This is a genomic window from Pseudomonas sp. CFSAN084952 (assembly GCF_009648855.1).
In the GTDB taxonomy this organism is placed as follows: Bacteria; Pseudomonadota; Gammaproteobacteria; order Pseudomonadales; family Pseudomonadaceae; genus Aquipseudomonas; species Aquipseudomonas paracarnis.
This window is the reverse complement of sequence record NZ_CP045767.1, coordinates 3,994,763-4,011,922: the sequence shown is the minus strand read 5'-3', so window position 1 is coordinate 4,011,922 and position 17,160 is coordinate 3,994,763. Positions and strand designations below refer to the sequence as shown.

The following is a 17,160-nucleotide window of genomic DNA, read 5'->3' as shown; positions in this document are numbered from 1 at the left end:
CCGTCTGATGATGTTGCGCACTGGCCTTTGGCCGCAGCCTCCGTGGAAGAACCTAATGAAAAGCGCAGAAATCCGTGAAGCCTTCCTTCGCTTCTTCGAAGAGCAAGGCCACACCCGTGTAGCCTCCAGCTCCTTGATCCCAGGCAATGACCCAACCCTGCTGTTCACTAACGCGGGGATGAACCAGTTCAAGGACTGTTTCCTGGGCCAGGAAAAGCGCGCCTACACCCGCGCTACCAGCAGCCAGAAGTGCGTACGCGCCGGCGGCAAGAACAGTGACCTGGAAAACGTCGGCTACACCGCCCGTCACCACACCTTTTTCGAGATGCTGGGTAACTTCAGCTTCGGCGACTATTTCAAGAAAGACGCGATCACGTTCGCCTGGACCTTCCTCACCGGCGTGCTGAAGCTGCCCAAGGAAAAACTCTGGGTCACCGTGTACGCGACGGACGATGAAGCGTATGACATCTGGACCCAGGAAATCGGTGTACCTGCCGAGCGCATGATCCGTATCGGTGACAACAAAGGCGCGCCCTACGCGTCCGATAACTTCTGGACCATGGGCGATACCGGCCCGTGCGGCCCGTGCACCGAGATTTTCTACGATCACGGCGACGATATCTGGGGTGGCCCGCCAGGCTCGCCGGAAGAAGACGGCGACCGCTACATCGAGATCTGGAACAACGTGTTCATGCAGTTCAACCGCACCGCCGATGGCGTGTTGCATCCGCTGCCGGCACCGTCGGTAGACACCGGCATGGGCCTGGAGCGGATCAGTGCGGTGATGCAGCACGTTCACTCCAACTACGAAATCGACCTGTTCACCAACCTGCTGAGCGCCTCGGCGGCAGCTATTGGTTGCGCCAATGAAGGCCAGTCTTCGCTCAAGGTGGTGTCGGACCACATCCGTTCCTGCGGTTTCCTGATCGCAGACGGCGTGCTGCCGTCCAACGAAGGCCGTGGCTACGTGCTGCGTCGCATCATCCGTCGCGCGTGCCGCCACGGTAACAAGCTGGGCGCTACCGGCAGCTTTTTCTACAAGATCGTGGCCGCGCTGGTTGCCGAGATGGGCGATGCCTTCCCGGAACTCAAGCAACAGCAAAGCAACATCGAGCGGGTGCTCAAGGCTGAAGAAGAGCAGTTCTCCAAGACCCTGGAGCACGGCCTGAAGATTCTGGAACAGGACCTGGCTGAGCTCAAAGGCACCGTGGTGCCGGGTGATGTGGTGTTCAAGTTGTACGACACCTATGGTTTCCCGATGGACCTGACTGCCGACATCGCCCGCGAGCGTGAGTTGACCGTCGACGAAGCCGGTTTCGAGCGTGAGATGGAAGCCCAGCGCGTGCGGGCCCGTTCGGCCAACTCCTTTGGCCTGGACTACAACACCCTGGTCAAGGTTGACGTACCGACCGAGTTCACCGGCTACAAGGCGACTGCGGGCTCGGCCAAGATCGTCGCCATCTATAAAGACGGTAAGTCGGTCGACGTGTTGAGCGAGGGTGAAGAGGCGGTTGTGGTGCTGGACCAGACGCCGTTTTATGCCGAGTCGGGTGGCCAGATTGGCGATTGCGGTTTCCTGAGCTCGACATCCGGTCGTTTTGACGTGCGCGACACCACCAAGACCGGCGGTGCGTTCCTGCATCACGGTGTGCTGGTGCTGGGCAACTTGACTGTGGGCGCACCGGTAGACACCCAGGTCGATGCCGATGTAAGGCATGCCACGGCGTTGAACCACTCGGCCACGCACTTGCTGCACGCCGCGCTGCGCCAGGTCCTTGGCGAGCACGTGCAGCAAAAAGGTTCGTTGGTGGACAGCCAGCGCCTGCGTTTTGACTTCAGCCACTTTGAAGCGATCAAGCCTGAGCAGATCAAGGCCCTGGAAGACATCGTCAACGCCGAGATTCGCAAGAACACCCCGGTTGAAACTGAAGAAACCGATATCGAGACCGCCAGGAACAAAGGCGCCATGGCGCTGTTTGGCGAGAAGTACGGCGACGAAGTTCGCGTACTGAGTATGGGCGGCAGCTTCTCGGTAGAACTCTGTGGTGGCATCCACGCCAACCGCACCGGCGATATCGGCCTGCTGAAGATCATCAGCGAAGGTGGGGTGGCCTCGGGCGTACGTCGTATTGAGGCGGTGACTGGTGCTGCGGCCCTGGCTTACCTCAATGCAGCCGAAGAACAACTCAAGGAAGCGGCCGGCCTGGTCAAGGGCAGCCGCGACAACCTGATCGACAAGCTGTCCGCCGTTCTGGAGCGCAACCGTGCGCTGGAAAAACAGCTGGAGCAGTTGCAGGCCAAAGCGGCGAGCGCTGCGGGCGATGACCTGTCGGCCGCGGCGGTTGACGTCAAGGACGTAAAAGTCCTGGCGGCGCGCCTGGACGGCCAGGATGGCAAGGCGCTGTTGGCCTTGGTCGATCAGTTGAAGAACAAGCTCGGCCGCGCAGTGATCCTGCTCGGCAGTGTCCATGAGGATAAGGTCGTTCTGGTTGCGGGTGTAACCAAGGACCTGACTGGCCAACTCAAAGCCGGTGATTTGATGAAGCAAGCCGCTGCGACAGTGGGCGGCAAGGGCGGTGGTCGTCCGGACATGGCGCAAGGCGGTGGTGTCGATGCCGCAGCGCTGGACGCGGCCCTGGCCTTGACCGTGCCATTTGTCGAGGCAGGTATTTAAAGCACTGTTAACCGGCCCGTGGTCTAGTCACGGGCTTGTTCAGTGCAGGTGGATTGGATATTAGGCGCCCCTTTACGGGCTGAGGCGGCTTGGAAATGGCTTTGATCGTACAGAAATTTGGAGGCACCTCGGTTGGTTCTGTCGAAAGAATCGAGCAGGTCGCCGACAAGGTTAAGAAGTTCCGCGATGCTGGTGATGACCTGGTAGTGGTGCTGTCGGCCATGAGTGGCGAGACCAATCGCCTGATCGATCTGGCCAAAGCCATCAGCGGTGATCAACAGCCGCTGCCGCGTGAGCTGGATGTGATCGTCTCCACGGGCGAGCAGGTGACCATTGCGCTGTTGGCCATGGCGCTGAACAAGCGTGGCGTGCCAGCGGTGTCCTACACTGGTAGCCAAGTGCGCATTCTTACAGACAGCGCACATACCAAGGCGCGGATCCTGCAAATTGATGATCAGAAAATTCGTACTGATCTGAAAGCAGGGCGCGTGGTAGTTGTAGCGGGTTTCCAGGGTGTGGATGAGCACGGCAACATCACCACGCTGGGTCGTGGCGGTTCGGACACCACCGGTGTGGCCCTGGCGGCAGCGCTCAAGGCGGACGAATGCCAGATCTATACCGATGTGGATGGCGTCTACACCACTGACCCACGCGTCGTGCCCGTGGCCCAGCGGCTGGACAAGATCACCTTTGAAGAAATGCTGGAAATGGCCAGCCTTGGTTCCAAGGTGTTGCAGATTCGTGCGGTGGAGTTCGCCGGCAAGTACAACGTTCCGCTGCGCGTATTGCACAGCTTCAAGGAGGGTCCGGGCACCCTCATTACTATTGATGAAGAGGAATCCATGGAACAGCCGATCATTTCCGGCATCGCTTTCAATCGCGATGAAGCCAAGCTGACGATCCGTGGCGTGCCAGACACCCCGGGCGTGGCTTTCAAGATTCTGGGTCCTGTCAGCGATGCGAATGTTGAAGTCGACATGATCGTGCAGAACGTTTCGCACGATAACACCACCGATTTCACCTTCACCGTGCATCGCAACGAATACGATGCAGCATTGAAAATCCTGCAGAACACAGCGAGCGAGATTGGCGCCCGTGAAGTGGTCGGCGATACCAAGATTGCCAAGGTGTCGATCGTAGGGGTGGGCATGCGTTCCCATGCTGGCGTTGCCAGCCGTATGTTCGGGGCCCTGGCCAAAGAAGGTATCAACATCCAGATGATTTCCACCTCGGAAATCAAAGTCTCGGTAGTGCTCGAAGAGAAGTACCTGGAACTGGCTGTACGCGCGCTGCATACGGCTTTTGAGTTGGATGCTCCGGCCCGACAGGGCGAGTGATGCGTTGCCAGGAAGGCGCGGTTTACCGCGCCTTTCATTTTTTTGTGGGGTACATGGTCTTTTGCATGGGCTCGACAATACTTAGCGAGTAGGGCTACGACCTTTTGGTTGTAGGTCGAATGCTTTTTTTTTGCAGACTGTTGTTCCTGAACTGAAATGCGTGAGGTGAAAGGTATGCTGATTCTGACTCGTCGTTGCGCAGAAAGCCTGATTATCGGTGATGGCGAAATCACCGTGACGGTGCTCGGCGTTAAAGGCAATCAAGTACGTATTGGGGTTAATGCTCCGAAAGAGGTGGCGGTCCACCGCGAGGAAATCTACCTGCGGATCAAGAAAGAGAAGGACGAAGAACCAAGCCTTTAATTTTTATCGTTTTTTATGTTTGCAAACGGGGAGGAACGTGGTTAATATACGCCCCGTGTTGCGGAGAGCTGGCCGAGTGGCCGAAGGCGCTCCCCTGCTAAGGGAGTACACCTCAAAAGGGTGTCGGGGGTTCGAATCCCCCGTTCTCCGCCATTATTTGCTTAGTACGTTGCAATCTGGTTTTTTCGGTAAGTTGTTGAAAATACTCGAAAAAATAGCTTTACATAGAGATTGAACGGCCTATAATGCGCGGCAACAAATGCACTCGTAGCTCAGCTGGATAGAGTACTCGGCTACGAACCGAGCGGTCACAGGTTCGAATCCTGTCGAGTGCACCATTTAAGAGTTAGTTGCAGTGATGCAGGTAGCTTGGCTTCAACCAGTTGTGATCTGGTCTAAAAACACAATCTGCACTCGTAGCTCAGCTGGATAGAGTACTCGGCTACGAACCGAGCGGTCACAGGTTCGAATCCTGTCGAGTGCACCATACAAACAAAAAGCCCGCCTAGTGCGGGCTTTTTGCCGTCTCGGGTTTGTGTGGGTTTTATCCGGCGTCCTCCTTTTTCTCCCTCTTCATGTGTTTTCCCATGCGCCTGCGTCGTCGCAGTTCATAGATGCAGCCAATACTGAGCTTTGGCGTGCAAGCGCTTGTTCTTTCCAGTTTTTTAACGTTTAAAACGTCCGGGCGGTGTATCATGCGCCCGTCAGCCCCGCCGGGGCTTGTGGAATACCTCCATGGACTTACCCAGTAGTTACTCAGTACCCCGCTTTACCAATCATGAATTGACTGATTGATCCTTCCGGCGTGCCCCGCTGCTGGGAGTGGAGTTCGCCTATGACCGAAGTAGAAGTAAAGAAGACACAAGAAAGCCTGCAGGATCGTCTGGCTCAAGTTATCGAGCTGCTGCAGCGCCAGCGCGTGGTCGAAGACCTCACGCACCGCCAGGAAGGTCCGAACCACGACCGCGTCGAAAACCTGGTTCACCGGCAAAACCTCGTCGAGTTGCAACGCAAGCTCGATGACCTGCACTCCGCCGACGTCGCCTATATTCTTGAAGCCTTGCCGCTGGATGACCGACTGACCCTGTGGCAGTTGGTGAAGGCTGATCGTGACGGTGACATCCTTCTGGAAGTATCGGACTCGGTGCGTGAAACGCTCATCGCCGACATGGATGACCAAGAACTCCTGGCTGCCGCCAAGGAGATGGATGCGGACGAGCTTGCTGACCTGGCACCTGAGCTGCCCCGTGATGTTGTCCATGAGTTGATGGAAGCGCTCGACACGCAGCAGCGTGAGCGTGTGCGTTCCGCGCTGTCGTACGACGAGGATCAGGTCGGCGCCCTGATGGACTTCGAGATGGTCACCATTCGCGAAGACGTCAGCCTGGAAGTGGTGTTGCGTTACCTGCGCCGTCTAAAAGAATTGCCCGGCCACACCGACAAATTGTTTGTGGTCGACTATGAGGGGATCCTCAAGGGCGTTTTGCCGATCAAGCGCCTGCTGGTCAATGATCCGGAGAAGAAAGTTGCTGACCTGATGGCCAGCGATACCGTGAGCTTCCATCCGGACGAAGATGCCTACGACGCGGCCCAGGCATTCGAGCGTTACGACTTGATCTCGGCTCCGGTGGTGGATAAGAACGGCAAGTTGATCGGTCGTCTGACCATCGATGAAATCGTCGACTTGATCCGTGAAGAAAGTGAAACCGAAGTCCTCAACATGGCGGGTTTGCGTGAAGAGGAGGATATTTTCGCGTCGGTCTGGCGTTCACTGCATAACCGCTGGGCCTGGCTGGCTATCAATCTGATTACCGCGTTTATCGCTTCTCGCGTGATCGGGTTGTTTGAAGGCTCCATCGAGAAGCTGGTGGCCTTGGCGGCGTTGATGCCGATTGTGGCGGGTATTGGCGGTAACTCCGGGAACCAGACCATCACCATGATCGTGCGCGCCATGGCGCTGGATCAGGTCAGTACTGCCAATTCCTCACGGCTGCTGCGTAAGGAACTGGCGGTAGGCCTCATAAACGGATTGGTGTGGGGCGGTGTGATTGGCGTGGTGGCATACTTGCTCTACGGCAGTTGGTCCCTGGGCGTGGTAATGACTGCGGCCATGACCCTTAACCTGTTGCTGGCGGCCTTGATGGGGGTATTGATTCCCATGACCCTGGCGCGTCTAGGTCGCGATCCTGCCATGGGTGCCAGTGTGATGATCACGGCCATGACTGACAGTGGTGGTTTCTTCATCTTCCTGGGCCTGGCAACGATCTTCCTGCTCTGACCCTTCCAGCGGGGGCAAATCTGCCCTCGCTTTGCTTCTTATTCCCAAACTCCAGGCAAAAAAAAGCCAGCACATGGCTGGCTTCAGCTTTCAGGTGTCAATCAATTGGCTTCTGCGGCCGCCTCCACGTCATGCGCGATAAGCGAGACGAGAGCATTTTGCTGGCGGTGGGAGAGCTGACGAAAACGCTGCAGCAGTTCGCGTTCGTGCAGTGACAGCTCGGGGCTGTCCAGGCGCATGCTCAACTCTTCACCCAAGGCACCTTCCTGAATAAGGCTTTGTTCCAGGCGTGCGATGATTTCGGAGTTCATGCTGCGGTGATGATTGCGAGCCACCTCGGCAATGCGTTCCCGCATTCCGTCTGGCAGACGTACGACGAATTTGTCAGCCGTACGGCTGGAATAAATTGCCTGTTTCAATGGGCGCATATATTTAACCGGTTAGTTCAGGGGAGCGGTTTCTGGAATTGGCCGCAAGATGAGTGTTAAGACAAGGCTCACGACCAAAGTTCAACCCGAATTGCAAAGAGGCCGCATCATGCCTCAGATTTGACATTTCATTGGCGTCAATTCTGTGACAAATATTGAACCGCCTACAGGCTTTATGCCAGTACTGATTTACGTTTTTGCGGACTGGTTAGAAAAAATCCTGCGACTGCAGCGAAGCTCGTCAATCTTCGCCCAAGCCTGCACGGCATCCGGGTTGAAGGGCGCCCGTCCTATAGCGATATGGCCTTTTGCCCTCAAGCTTAAGGTTAGTAGCTGTTCGCCTATTTACGAGTGTCAGGCGACATAAGGTAGGGGAGGGAGATGGGGAAGGGGGTTAGCGCAGGAGCGGATCGAATTTGATTCGGCGACCCTTGATTAGCGTCAGTACCAGTAGGCTGCCCAGCACGGCGCTGGCGACGAAGGCTAGGGTTTGAGTTTGTTGTGATGTAGGTCCCAGGCCTAGCGCAACAGATAGGAGCGTCAAGCACAGAAACAACCAGGCAGATTTCGACATGAATAGTGTTCTCAGAAAACCCAATGCTCGGCCGCTGGCGCTGATTGTGTATCTTGGGTCAGGCGGATGGGAGACTGGGGGTTTGCAGTCATCAGTGCCAACTGAGGTCGTTGTTGCAGATGGTGGGGAATGGCTTGGCTGATTTGCGCGCCGTCTTCAGTACTGGTCGGCTGAAAATGAAACGTCACCACCGTAGCCAGTGCCACAGCGTTCAGTGCTAGTAGAAGGGCGCTGTTCATCATCATAGTCTCCACGGTGCCTGGAACGATTGGTTTTGTGTTTATGACTTTGCAGATGTCGTGCCAATCTATTATTCCAATAAAAACAAGGAGTTAAGATTGTTTTTTGAGGCCGCTGGGTTGCAGTTTGCAATGATGGCATATTGGCGTAGTGCAATTTGCACGATGAGGGTGAAAGTCTTGGCATGCTGAATGAGGCTATGAACGTACGCGCAAGGATTGGCCTACAGTCAAAATGCCAACGGACGACATGACAAAACCAGCCTCGGCCGTTAAGATGCACGCCGTCTGTCGCTAGCCCTTCAGGGTAAGCGTGGCATTTGTCCCAGTAGCTCAATTGGATAGAGCATCCCCCTCCTAAGGGGAAGGTTGGCCGTTCGAACCGGCCCTGGGACACCATCTCTGTAAAGCTTTCCCCTCCTGGTATTCGTCGGTCTCAACAACAGTCATCCTCGTTCCTCGCCTGTGCGGGATCCAGCCGCGCTTCTTTCGGTTGAGATCCAGATGCATTTGTGTGGGTGGGAATAATTCACGTCCCTAGGTTGTGCGCTCCTTCTATATAGAAGAGGCGGTGGGGCACCCTGGTTTTTATAGGCGAGTAAGTGTTTCGCTTTTTTTAAGATAAGGGGGTTGACGTTCATGGCGATCCCTGTAGAATTCGCCTCCCGCTTACGAGAGATCGCAAGCGCAAGTGGTTGAAGTTGTTGAAGAAATCTTCTGAAAATAACCACTTGACAGCAAATGAGGCTGCTGTAGAATGCGCGCCTCGGTTGAGACGAAAGATCTTAACCAACCGCTCTTTAACAACTGAATCAAGCAATTCGTGTGGGTGCTTGTGGAGTCAGACTGATAGTCAACAAGATTATCAGCATCACAAGTTACTCCGCGAGAAATCAAAGATGTAACCAACGATTGCTGAGCCAAGTTTAGGGTTTCTTAAAAACCCAAAGATGTTTGAACTGAAGAGTTTGATCATGGCTCAGATTGAACGCTGGCGGCAGGCCTAACACATGCAAGTCGAGCGGTAGAGAGAAGCTTGCTTCTCTTGAGAGCGGCGGACGGGTGAGTAATGCCTAGGAATCTGCCTGGTAGTGGGGGATAACGTTCGGAAACGGACGCTAATACCGCATACGTCCTACGGGAGAAAGCAGGGGACCTTCGGGCCTTGCGCTATCAGATGAGCCTAGGTCGGATTAGCTAGTTGGTGAGGTAATGGCTCACCAAGGCGACGATCCGTAACTGGTCTGAGAGGATGATCAGTCACACTGGAACTGAGACACGGTCCAGACTCCTACGGGAGGCAGCAGTGGGGAATATTGGACAATGGGCGAAAGCCTGATCCAGCCATGCCGCGTGTGTGAAGAAGGTCTTCGGATTGTAAAGCACTTTAAGTTGGGAGGAAGGGTTGTAGATTAATACTCTGCAATTTTGACGTTACCGACAGAATAAGCACCGGCTAACTCTGTGCCAGCAGCCGCGGTAATACAGAGGGTGCAAGCGTTAATCGGAATTACTGGGCGTAAAGCGCGCGTAGGTGGTTTGTTAAGTTGGATGTGAAATCCCCGGGCTCAACCTGGGAACTGCATTCAAAACTGACTGACTAGAGTATGGTAGAGGGTGGTGGAATTTCCTGTGTAGCGGTGAAATGCGTAGATATAGGAAGGAACACCAGTGGCGAAGGCGACCACCTGGACTAATACTGACACTGAGGTGCGAAAGCGTGGGGAGCAAACAGGATTAGATACCCTGGTAGTCCACGCCGTAAACGATGTCAACTAGCCGTTGGAAGCCTTGAGCTTTTAGTGGCGCAGCTAACGCATTAAGTTGACCGCCTGGGGAGTACGGCCGCAAGGTTAAAACTCAAATGAATTGACGGGGGCCCGCACAAGCGGTGGAGCATGTGGTTTAATTCGAAGCAACGCGAAGAACCTTACCAGGCCTTGACATCCAATGAACTTTCTAGAGATAGATTGGTGCCTTCGGGAACATTGAGACAGGTGCTGCATGGCTGTCGTCAGCTCGTGTCGTGAGATGTTGGGTTAAGTCCCGTAACGAGCGCAACCCTTGTCCTTAGTTACCAGCACGTTATGGTGGGCACTCTAAGGAGACTGCCGGTGACAAACCGGAGGAAGGTGGGGATGACGTCAAGTCATCATGGCCCTTACGGCCTGGGCTACACACGTGCTACAATGGTCGGTACAGAGGGTTGCCAAGCCGCGAGGTGGAGCTAATCCCATAAAACCGATCGTAGTCCGGATCGCAGTCTGCAACTCGACTGCGTGAAGTCGGAATCGCTAGTAATCGCGAATCAGAATGTCGCGGTGAATACGTTCCCGGGCCTTGTACACACCGCCCGTCACACCATGGGAGTGGGTTGCACCAGAAGTAGCTAGTCTAACCTTCGGGAGGACGGTTACCACGGTGTGATTCATGACTGGGGTGAAGTCGTAACAAGGTAGCCGTAGGGGAACCTGCGGCTGGATCACCTCCTTAATCGACGACATCAGCTGCTCCATAAGTTCCCACACGAATTGCTTGATTCATTGAAGAAGACGAAAGAAGCAGCCCGAAATTGGGTCTGTAGCTCAGTTGGTTAGAGCGCACCCCTGATAAGGGTGAGGTCGGCAGTTCGAATCTGCCCAGACCCACCAATTTTGTGTGGGAAACGCCTGTAGAAATACGGGGCCATAGCTCAGCTGGGAGAGCGCCTGCCTTGCACGCAGGAGGTCAACGGTTCGATCCCGTTTGGCTCCACCACTACTGCTTCTGTTTGTATAAAGCTTAGAAATGAGCATTCCATCGTTGTGATGGTGAATGTTGATTTCTAGTCTTTGACTAGTTCGTTCTTTAAAAATTTGGGTATGTGATAGAAAGATAGACTGAACGTTACTTTCACTGGTAACGGATCAGGCTAAGGTAAAATTTGTGAGTTCTCTTAATTGAGAAATTCGAATTTTCGGCGAATGTCGTCTTCACAGTATAACCAGATTGCTTGGGGTTATATGGTCAAGTGAAGAAGCGCATACGGTGGATGCCTTGGCAGTCAGAGGCGATGAAAGACGTGGTAGCCTGCGAAAAGCTTCGGGGAGTCGGCAAACAGACTTTGATCCGGAGATGTCTGAATGGGGGAACCCAGCCATCATAAGATGGTTATCTTGTACTGAATACATAGGTGCAAGAGGCGAACCAGGGGAACTGAAACATCTAAGTACCCTGAGGAAAAGAAATCAACCGAGATTCCCTTAGTAGTGGCGAGCGAACGGGGACTAGCCCTTAAGTGGCTTTGAGATTAGCGGAACGCTCTGGAAAGTGCGGCCATAGTGGGTGATAGCCCTGTACGCGAAAATCTCTTAGTCATGAAATCGAGTAGGACGGAGCACGAGAAACTTTGTCTGAATATGGGGGGACCATCCTCCAAGGCTAAATACTACTGACTGACCGATAGTGAACTAGTACCGTGAGGGAAAGGCGAAAAGAACCCCGGAGAGGGGAGTGAAATAGATCCTGAAACCGTATGCGTACAAGCAGTGGGAGCCCACTTTGTTGGGTGACTGCGTACCTTTTGTATAATGGGTCAGCGACTTATTTTCAGTGGCGAGCTTAACCGAATAGGGGAGGCGTAGCGAAAGCGAGTCTTAATAGGGCGTCTAGTCGCTGGGAATAGACCCGAAACCGGGCGATCTATCCATGGGCAGGTTGAAGGTTGGGTAACACTAACTGGAGGACCGAACCGACTACCGTTGAAAAGTTAGCGGATGACCTGTGGATCGGAGTGAAAGGCTAATCAAGCTCGGAGATAGCTGGTTCTCCTCGAAAGCTATTTAGGTAGCGCCTCATGTATCACTGTAGGGGGTAGAGCACTGTTTCGGCTAGGGGGTCATCCCGACTTACCAAACCGATGCAAACTCCGAATACCTACAAGTGCCGAGCATGGGAGACACACGGCGGGTGCTAACGTCCGTCGTGAAAAGGGAAACAACCCAGACCGTCAGCTAAGGTCCCAAAGTTATGGTTAAGTGGGAAACGATGTGGGAAGGCTTAGACAGCTAGGAGGTTGGCTTAGAAGCAGCCACCCTTTAAAGAAAGCGTAATAGCTCACTAGTCGAGTCGGCCTGCGCGGAAGATGTAACGGGGCTCAAACCATACACCGAAGCTACGGGTATCACGTAAGTGATGCGGTAGAGGAGCGTTCTGTAAGCCTGTGAAGGTGAGTTGAGAAGCTTGCTGGAGGTATCAGAAGTGCGAATGCTGACATGAGTAACGATAATGGGTGTGAAAAACACCCACGCCGAAAGACCAAGGTTTCCTGCGCAACGTTAATCGACGCAGGGTTAGTCGGTCCCTAAGGCGAGGCTGAAAAGCGTAGTCGATGGAAAACAGGTTAATATTCCTGTACTTCTGGTTATTGCGATGGAGGGACGGAGAAGGCTAGGCCAGCTTGGCGTTGGTTGTCCAAGTTTAAGGTGGTAGGCTGGAATCTTAGGTAAATCCGGGATTCTAAGGCCGAGAGCTGATGACGAGTTACCTTTTAGGTAACGAAGTGGTTGATGCCATGCTTCCAAGAAAAGCTTCTAAGCTTCAGGTAACCAGGAACCGTACCCCAAACCGACACAGGTGGTTGGGTAGAGAATACCAAGGCGCTTGAGAGAACTCGGGTGAAGGAACTAGGCAAAATGGCACCGTAACTTCGGGAGAAGGTGCGCCGGTGAGGGTGAAGGACTTGCTCCGTAAGCTCATGCCGGTCGAAGATACCAGGCCGCTGCGACTGTTTATTAAAAACACAGCACTCTGCAAACACGAAAGTGGACGTATAGGGTGTGACGCCTGCCCGGTGCCGGAAGGTTAATTGATGGGGTTAGCTAACGCGAAGCTCTTGATCGAAGCCCCGGTAAACGGCGGCCGTAACTATAACGGTCCTAAGGTAGCGAAATTCCTTGTCGGGTAAGTTCCGACCTGCACGAATGGCGTAACGATGGCGGCGCTGTCTCCACCCGAGACTCAGTGAAATTGAAATCGCTGTGAAGATGCAGTGTATCCGCGGCTAGACGGAAAGACCCCGTGAACCTTTACTATAGCTTTGCACTGGACTTTGAATTTGCTTGTGTAGGATAGGTGGGAGGCTTTGAAGCGTGGACGCCAGTCTGCGTGGAGCCATCCTTGAAATACCACCCTGGCAACTTTGAGGTTCTAACTCAGGTCCGTTATCCGGATCGAGGACAGTGTATGGTGGGTAGTTTGACTGGGGCGGTCTCCTCCTAAAGAGTAACGGAGGAGTACGAAGGTGCGCTCAGACCGGTCGGAAATCGGTCGTAGAGTATAAAGGCAAAAGCGCGCTTGACTGCGAGACAGACACGTCGAGCAGGTACGAAAGTAGGTCTTAGTGATCCGGTGGTTCTGTATGGAAGGGCCATCGCTCAACGGATAAAAGGTACTCCGGGGATAACAGGCTGATACCGCCCAAGAGTTCATATCGACGGCGGTGTTTGGCACCTCGATGTCGGCTCATCACATCCTGGGGCTGAAGCCGGTCCCAAGGGTATGGCTGTTCGCCATTTAAAGTGGTACGCGAGCTGGGTTTAGAACGTCGTGAGACAGTTCGGTCCCTATCTGCCGTGGACGTTTGAGATTTGAGAGGGGCTGCTCCTAGTACGAGAGGACCGGAGTGGACGAACCTCTGGTGTTCCGGTTGTCACGCCAGTGGCATTGCCGGGTAGCTATGTTCGGAATAGATAACCGCTGAAAGCATCTAAGCGGGAAACTAGCCTCAAGATGAGATCTCACTGGAACCTTGAGTTCCCTGAAGGGCCGTCGAAGACTACGACGTTGATAGGTTGGGTGTGTAAGCGCTGTGAGGCGTTGAGCTAACCAATACTAATTGCCCGTGAGGCTTGACCATATAACACCCAAGCAATTTGCGAACTCGAGAGAGACCAGATTGCGGTGTGTGAAGACGCAATGAACCGAAAGTTCGACGCTCACAAAACACCGAAAACTATCACATACCCAATTTGCTGAAGCGAGGCCAACTGGCCACGACTCAGTACCCGAATTTCTTGACGACCATAGAGCATTGGAACCACCTGATCCCATCCCGAACTCAGCAGTGAAACGATGCATCGCCGATGGTAGTGTGGGGTTTCCCCATGTGAGAGTAGGTCATCGTCAAGATTAAATTCCGAAACCCCAATTGCGAAAGCAGTTGGGGTTTTGTTTTGGGCGCTCGAAAAGAACGCCAACTTCCAAAGCCTGCACAGCGTTCCATTGACGCCTTTTGTACAGATACCCCATTACCAGTCGAACCTTGCGTGTTATCAAGGTTCACAGGTGGTGCGCCGTGTATTTATCTCCACGGTTATGTACCTCACAGACACCCACGTATCGTCTGAGCTGTGAAACAAAATAATCCCCGGAAACAGACCCTACCGTCTGTCCGGACTCAACCGCCCCGGACTATCATGCTGATAGCCCTACCCCTCACCGCAAGGAGCCGCTCGGAACGCCGATGCGCCAGATCTGGAAATCTTTTCGAGCCCTTTATTTCGCCTCTTTGATGATGCTGATCGGCTCCGGCCTGCTTAGTACTTATCTGGCTTTGCGTCTGGCAGCAGACAACGTCGACAGCCTGTGGGTGGGTGCGCTGATGGCTGCCAACTATTTTGGCTTGGTGCTGGGCGGCAAGCTCGGGCACCGCTTGATTGCCCGGGTCGGGCATATTCGTGCCTACGCTACCTGCGCCGGGATCGTCGGCGCAGCAGTGCTGGGTCACGGTTTGATTGATTGGCTGCCAGCCTGGATTGTGCTGCGGATGATCGTGGGCCTGGGGATGATGTGCCAGTACATGGTCATCGAGAGTTGGCTCAATGAGCAGGCAGACGCCAAGCAGCGCGGCGTAGTGTTCAGCGGCTACATGATTGCGTCCTACCTTGGGTTGGTGCTGGGCCAATTGATCCTGGTCATGCACCCCCATCTCGGGCTTGAACTGTTGATGCTCGTAGCGCTGTGCTTTGCGCTGTGCCTGGTCCCTGTGGCGATGACCCGACGCATTCACCCGGCCCCACTGCACCCGGCTCCGATGGAGCCGCGCTTCTTTATCAAGCGCGTGCCGCAATCGCTCAGCACCGTGTTGGGCGCTGGGTTGATCGTCGGTTCGTTCTACGGCTTGGCGCCGCTCTACGCCTCTCAGCAGGGCCTGACGACTGAGCAAGTCGGCTTGTTCATGGGTAGCTGCATTTTTGCTGGATTGGTCGTGCAGTGGCCACTGGGCTGGTTGTCGGACCGCTATGACCGCGCGCTGCTGATTCGCTGCTTTGCCTTGTGCCTGGCGATAACGGCCTTACCGTTGGCCATCATGACGCAGGTACCGCTGGAGGTGTTGTTCGTGGCGGGCTTCTTCTGTTCGCTGGTGCAGTTCTGCCTTTACCCCTTGGCGGTGGCCTTTTCCAACGACCATGTGGAAGGCGATCGCCGGGTGTCACTGACGGCCATGTTGCTCGTTACTTACGGGATCGGCGCCAGCGTGGGGCCGCTGTTGGCCGGTGTGGTGATGAAGCTATTCGGCAGCCAGATGCTCTACGCGTTTTTCAGCCTGTGTGCGCTGATCCTGGTGTGGCGCATTCGACCCAAGGCGGTAACCAACCTGCATCAGGTCGACGACGCACCACTGCATCACGTGGCGATGCCCGACAGCATGTCCAGTTCGCCTTTGGTGGCTGCCCTTGACCCACGGGTGGATGAGCAGGTGGTGCAGGAGCAGATGCAAGTCACTGTTCCTGACCCAGAGCCCGTCCCTGATACCGAGGAGCCAACGAGCGAAGAACCGCACGAGCCACCAGACCCGGACGAACATCCCCATGACTTAAGCAGGGCGCGCCCCTGAACGAAAAAACGGGCAGATCCCATCAGGATCTGCCCGTTTTTTTATCTCAGCGTCTAACGCTTAAAGATCGTCGTCTTTATCGAAGCGCCGAGCTTCTCGCTGCAATTGGTAGACAAAGCGTTCCACTTGTCGCTGCACCAAACCACTCATGTTGTGAAAGCGCACGCCGGCAAAGGTGGTGTTGATCTTGTCTTCGAAGTGCAGGTAGCGCAGTTCCACGGAAGTGGTCATGCTGCCGAAGGGCAGGGCAGCAATAAAGCGATCATAGACCTGGCCCAACTGCAGACGTTCGGAGATATCGCCTTCAAAGCGCAATTTGCAGCCGGTTGCCGAGATGTCCAGCAGCTTACCGCTGATAGGTGCCTTGAGCTTCTCGCCACCCAACTGAATGTCCACCAGCTGCGCAAGCTTGAGTGCGGCGCGGAAGGCATTGCGTCGTTGATGGTAAACCACTTCGCCGGGCAGGCTGCCGCTATAGATGCGGTGGCCGCCTTTTTCGCTGATGGTCAAGGTGCCGTTGCTTTCCCAGGCAACCCGCACGCCCTCATGGAAACCTTCGATACGGAAGGCTTCGCCATTCTCAAGATAGCGTTCACCGTCACGGGGAATCATTTCGTCCAGTACCAGCGTCTTGCTGTCGCGGTCAATGTCCACCAGGTAGCTCTGGAACCGCTGGCTGCGTTCGTGGAAAGTGATGATCAGCGGGTCATGGCTTTCTTGCAGCATCCGCAACGTGCTGGCGATTTCCAGAGGCGTGGTGAGCACCTTGGGTGGCTGCGGTGCATCTTCCGCATTAAGGGCGTTGAACACGGTTCTTCCATCTCCAGGCAAAATACGACTACACGCAAGAACCGGCATTTTGCCAGTATGTAGCGCGCCTTGGATAGGTCGCGCTGTAAACCGGTGTCAGGCTTGGCTGCGGGTGCTTGGCTTGACCAGGCGTGAGGTGGAGCCTTGGGCGTTATACAGGGCCGGAGGCTCTCCGCCGTGCAGTATGCGCAGCTGATTGGCGGTCGTGGCTTGCTGAAGCTGGATCGACTGACCGTTGAGCAGGTTGGCTTCCTGGCACTGTGCGAGCAAATGATTGAGTTCTTTGCTCTGTGCCAGCAGTTGATCGCCGACTGAAGAGTGGCTGGCCAGTTGTGCCAGGCCATCGTGGTCGGCAGGCAGGCCCAGGCTGATCAGAATCTCGCTGCGCTTCTTTCCGTGCTGTTCGAGCAAGACAATCAGCGACTGTTTGCGCGCCAGGATTTCTTCCAGCAAGGGCATATCCCGGCCGTACAAGGCCAGGGATTCTTCCTTGAGCAGCTCGAGCAATTGTTGCGTCGGCGCCAGATCATCAATGATCAGTTGGAGCAAATGTTCGTCGTGGTGCATGGCTGGCCTTGGGT

General features: G+C 54.8%; 10 protein-coding genes, 6 tRNA genes and 3 rRNA genes. 14 read left to right on the top strand and 5 right to left on the bottom strand.

Features of this window, described 5'->3' with window-relative positions; translation table 11 throughout:
- Positions 1-55 precede the first annotated feature (55 nt).
- The 7 genes from alaS to mgtE all read left to right on the top strand — a co-directional run bounded on the left by alaS (position 56) and on the right by mgtE (position 6,652).
- The gene (alaS, locus tag GH769_RS18195; protein WP_153649870.1) at positions 56-2,674 is read left to right on the top strand and encodes an alanine--tRNA ligase; all 2,619 of its coding nucleotides are present in this window, start codon (positions 56-58) and stop codon (positions 2,672-2,674) included.
- 95 nt (positions 2,675-2,769) lie between these two features.
- Positions 2,770-4,011, top strand: coding sequence for an aspartate kinase (locus GH769_RS18190; RefSeq protein ID WP_003193595.1), 1,242 nt, complete (start codon positions 2,770-2,772; stop codon positions 4,009-4,011).
- A 174-nt stretch (positions 4,012-4,185) separates the two neighbouring features.
- Positions 4,186-4,374: a carbon storage regulator CsrA gene (gene csrA / locus GH769_RS18185; RefSeq protein WP_003175645.1), complete on the top strand. Its 189-nt coding sequence runs from the start codon at positions 4,186-4,188 to the stop codon at positions 4,372-4,374.
- Between the two features lie 62 nt (positions 4,375-4,436).
- Positions 4,437-4,527: transfer RNA gene (locus GH769_RS18180), tRNA-Ser, on the top strand.
- Between the two features lie 108 nt (positions 4,528-4,635).
- Positions 4,636-4,712 (top strand) — tRNA-Arg (locus tag GH769_RS18175).
- A gap of 72 nt (positions 4,713-4,784) precedes the next feature.
- Positions 4,785-4,861, top strand: a tRNA-Arg gene (locus tag GH769_RS18170).
- A gap of 348 nt (positions 4,862-5,209) precedes the next feature.
- The gene (gene mgtE, locus GH769_RS18165) at positions 5,210-6,652 is read left to right on the top strand and encodes a magnesium transporter (RefSeq protein WP_032903465.1); all 1,443 of its coding nucleotides are present in this window, start codon (positions 5,210-5,212) and stop codon (positions 6,650-6,652) included.
- 101 nt (positions 6,653-6,753) lie between these two features.
- Here mgtE and GH769_RS18160 read toward each other — a convergent pair whose 3' ends face one another.
- The 3 genes from GH769_RS18160 to GH769_RS18155 form a co-directional block, all read right to left on the bottom strand.
- Positions 6,754-7,080 carry an Arc family DNA-binding protein gene (locus GH769_RS18160; protein ID WP_003193592.1) on the bottom strand — a complete coding sequence of 109 codons (327 nt, stop codon included), beginning with the start codon at positions 7,078-7,080 and terminating at the stop codon, positions 6,754-6,756.
- Positions 7,081-7,474: 394 nt separating this feature from the next.
- A complete protein-coding gene (locus GH769_RS29175; protein WP_081036838.1) occupies positions 7,475-7,654 on the bottom strand; it encodes a PA3371 family protein in 180 nt (59 codons plus the stop codon).
- A gap of 11 nt (positions 7,655-7,665) precedes the next feature.
- Complete coding sequence (locus GH769_RS18155; RefSeq protein WP_014719587.1) at positions 7,666-7,893, bottom strand: hypothetical protein; 228 nt, start codon at positions 7,891-7,893, stop codon at positions 7,666-7,668.
- Between the two features lie 322 nt (positions 7,894-8,215).
- On the opposite strand from GH769_RS18155, the gene GH769_RS18150 reads away from it, so the two are divergent.
- The 7 genes from GH769_RS18150 (at position 8,216) to GH769_RS18120 (ending at position 15,769) form a co-directional block, all read left to right on the top strand.
- Positions 8,216-8,292: transfer RNA gene (locus GH769_RS18150), tRNA-Arg, on the top strand.
- 557 nt (positions 8,293-8,849) lie between these two features.
- A 16S ribosomal RNA gene (locus GH769_RS18145) occupies positions 8,850-10,386 on the top strand.
- Between the two features lie 81 nt (positions 10,387-10,467).
- Positions 10,468-10,544, top strand: a tRNA-Ile gene (locus GH769_RS18140).
- A 30-nt stretch (positions 10,545-10,574) separates the two neighbouring features.
- Positions 10,575-10,650: transfer RNA gene (locus tag GH769_RS18135), tRNA-Ala, on the top strand.
- Between the two features lie 247 nt (positions 10,651-10,897).
- Positions 10,898-13,789 (top strand): 23S ribosomal RNA (locus tag GH769_RS18130).
- A 156-nt stretch (positions 13,790-13,945) separates the two neighbouring features.
- Positions 13,946-14,061: ribosomal RNA gene (gene rrf, locus GH769_RS18125) — 5S ribosomal RNA — on the top strand.
- The 16S, 23S and 5S rRNA genes sit together here with 2 tRNA genes alongside, the layout of an rRNA operon.
- A gap of 334 nt (positions 14,062-14,395) precedes the next feature.
- Complete coding sequence (locus GH769_RS18120) at positions 14,396-15,769, top strand: MFS transporter (protein ID WP_014719586.1); 1,374 nt, start codon at positions 14,396-14,398, stop codon at positions 15,767-15,769.
- Positions 15,770-15,829: 60 nt separating this feature from the next.
- Here GH769_RS18120 and GH769_RS18115 read toward each other — a convergent pair whose 3' ends face one another.
- On the bottom strand, positions 15,830-16,579 hold the full coding sequence (locus GH769_RS18115; protein ID WP_014719585.1) for a flagellar brake protein: 750 nt from the start codon (positions 16,577-16,579) through the stop codon (positions 15,830-15,832).
- A 96-nt stretch (positions 16,580-16,675) separates the two neighbouring features.
- The gene (locus GH769_RS18110; protein WP_014719584.1) at positions 16,676-17,146 is read right to left on the bottom strand and encodes a flagella synthesis protein FlgN; all 471 of its coding nucleotides are present in this window, start codon (positions 17,144-17,146) and stop codon (positions 16,676-16,678) included.
- Positions 17,147-17,160 lie beyond the last annotated feature (14 nt).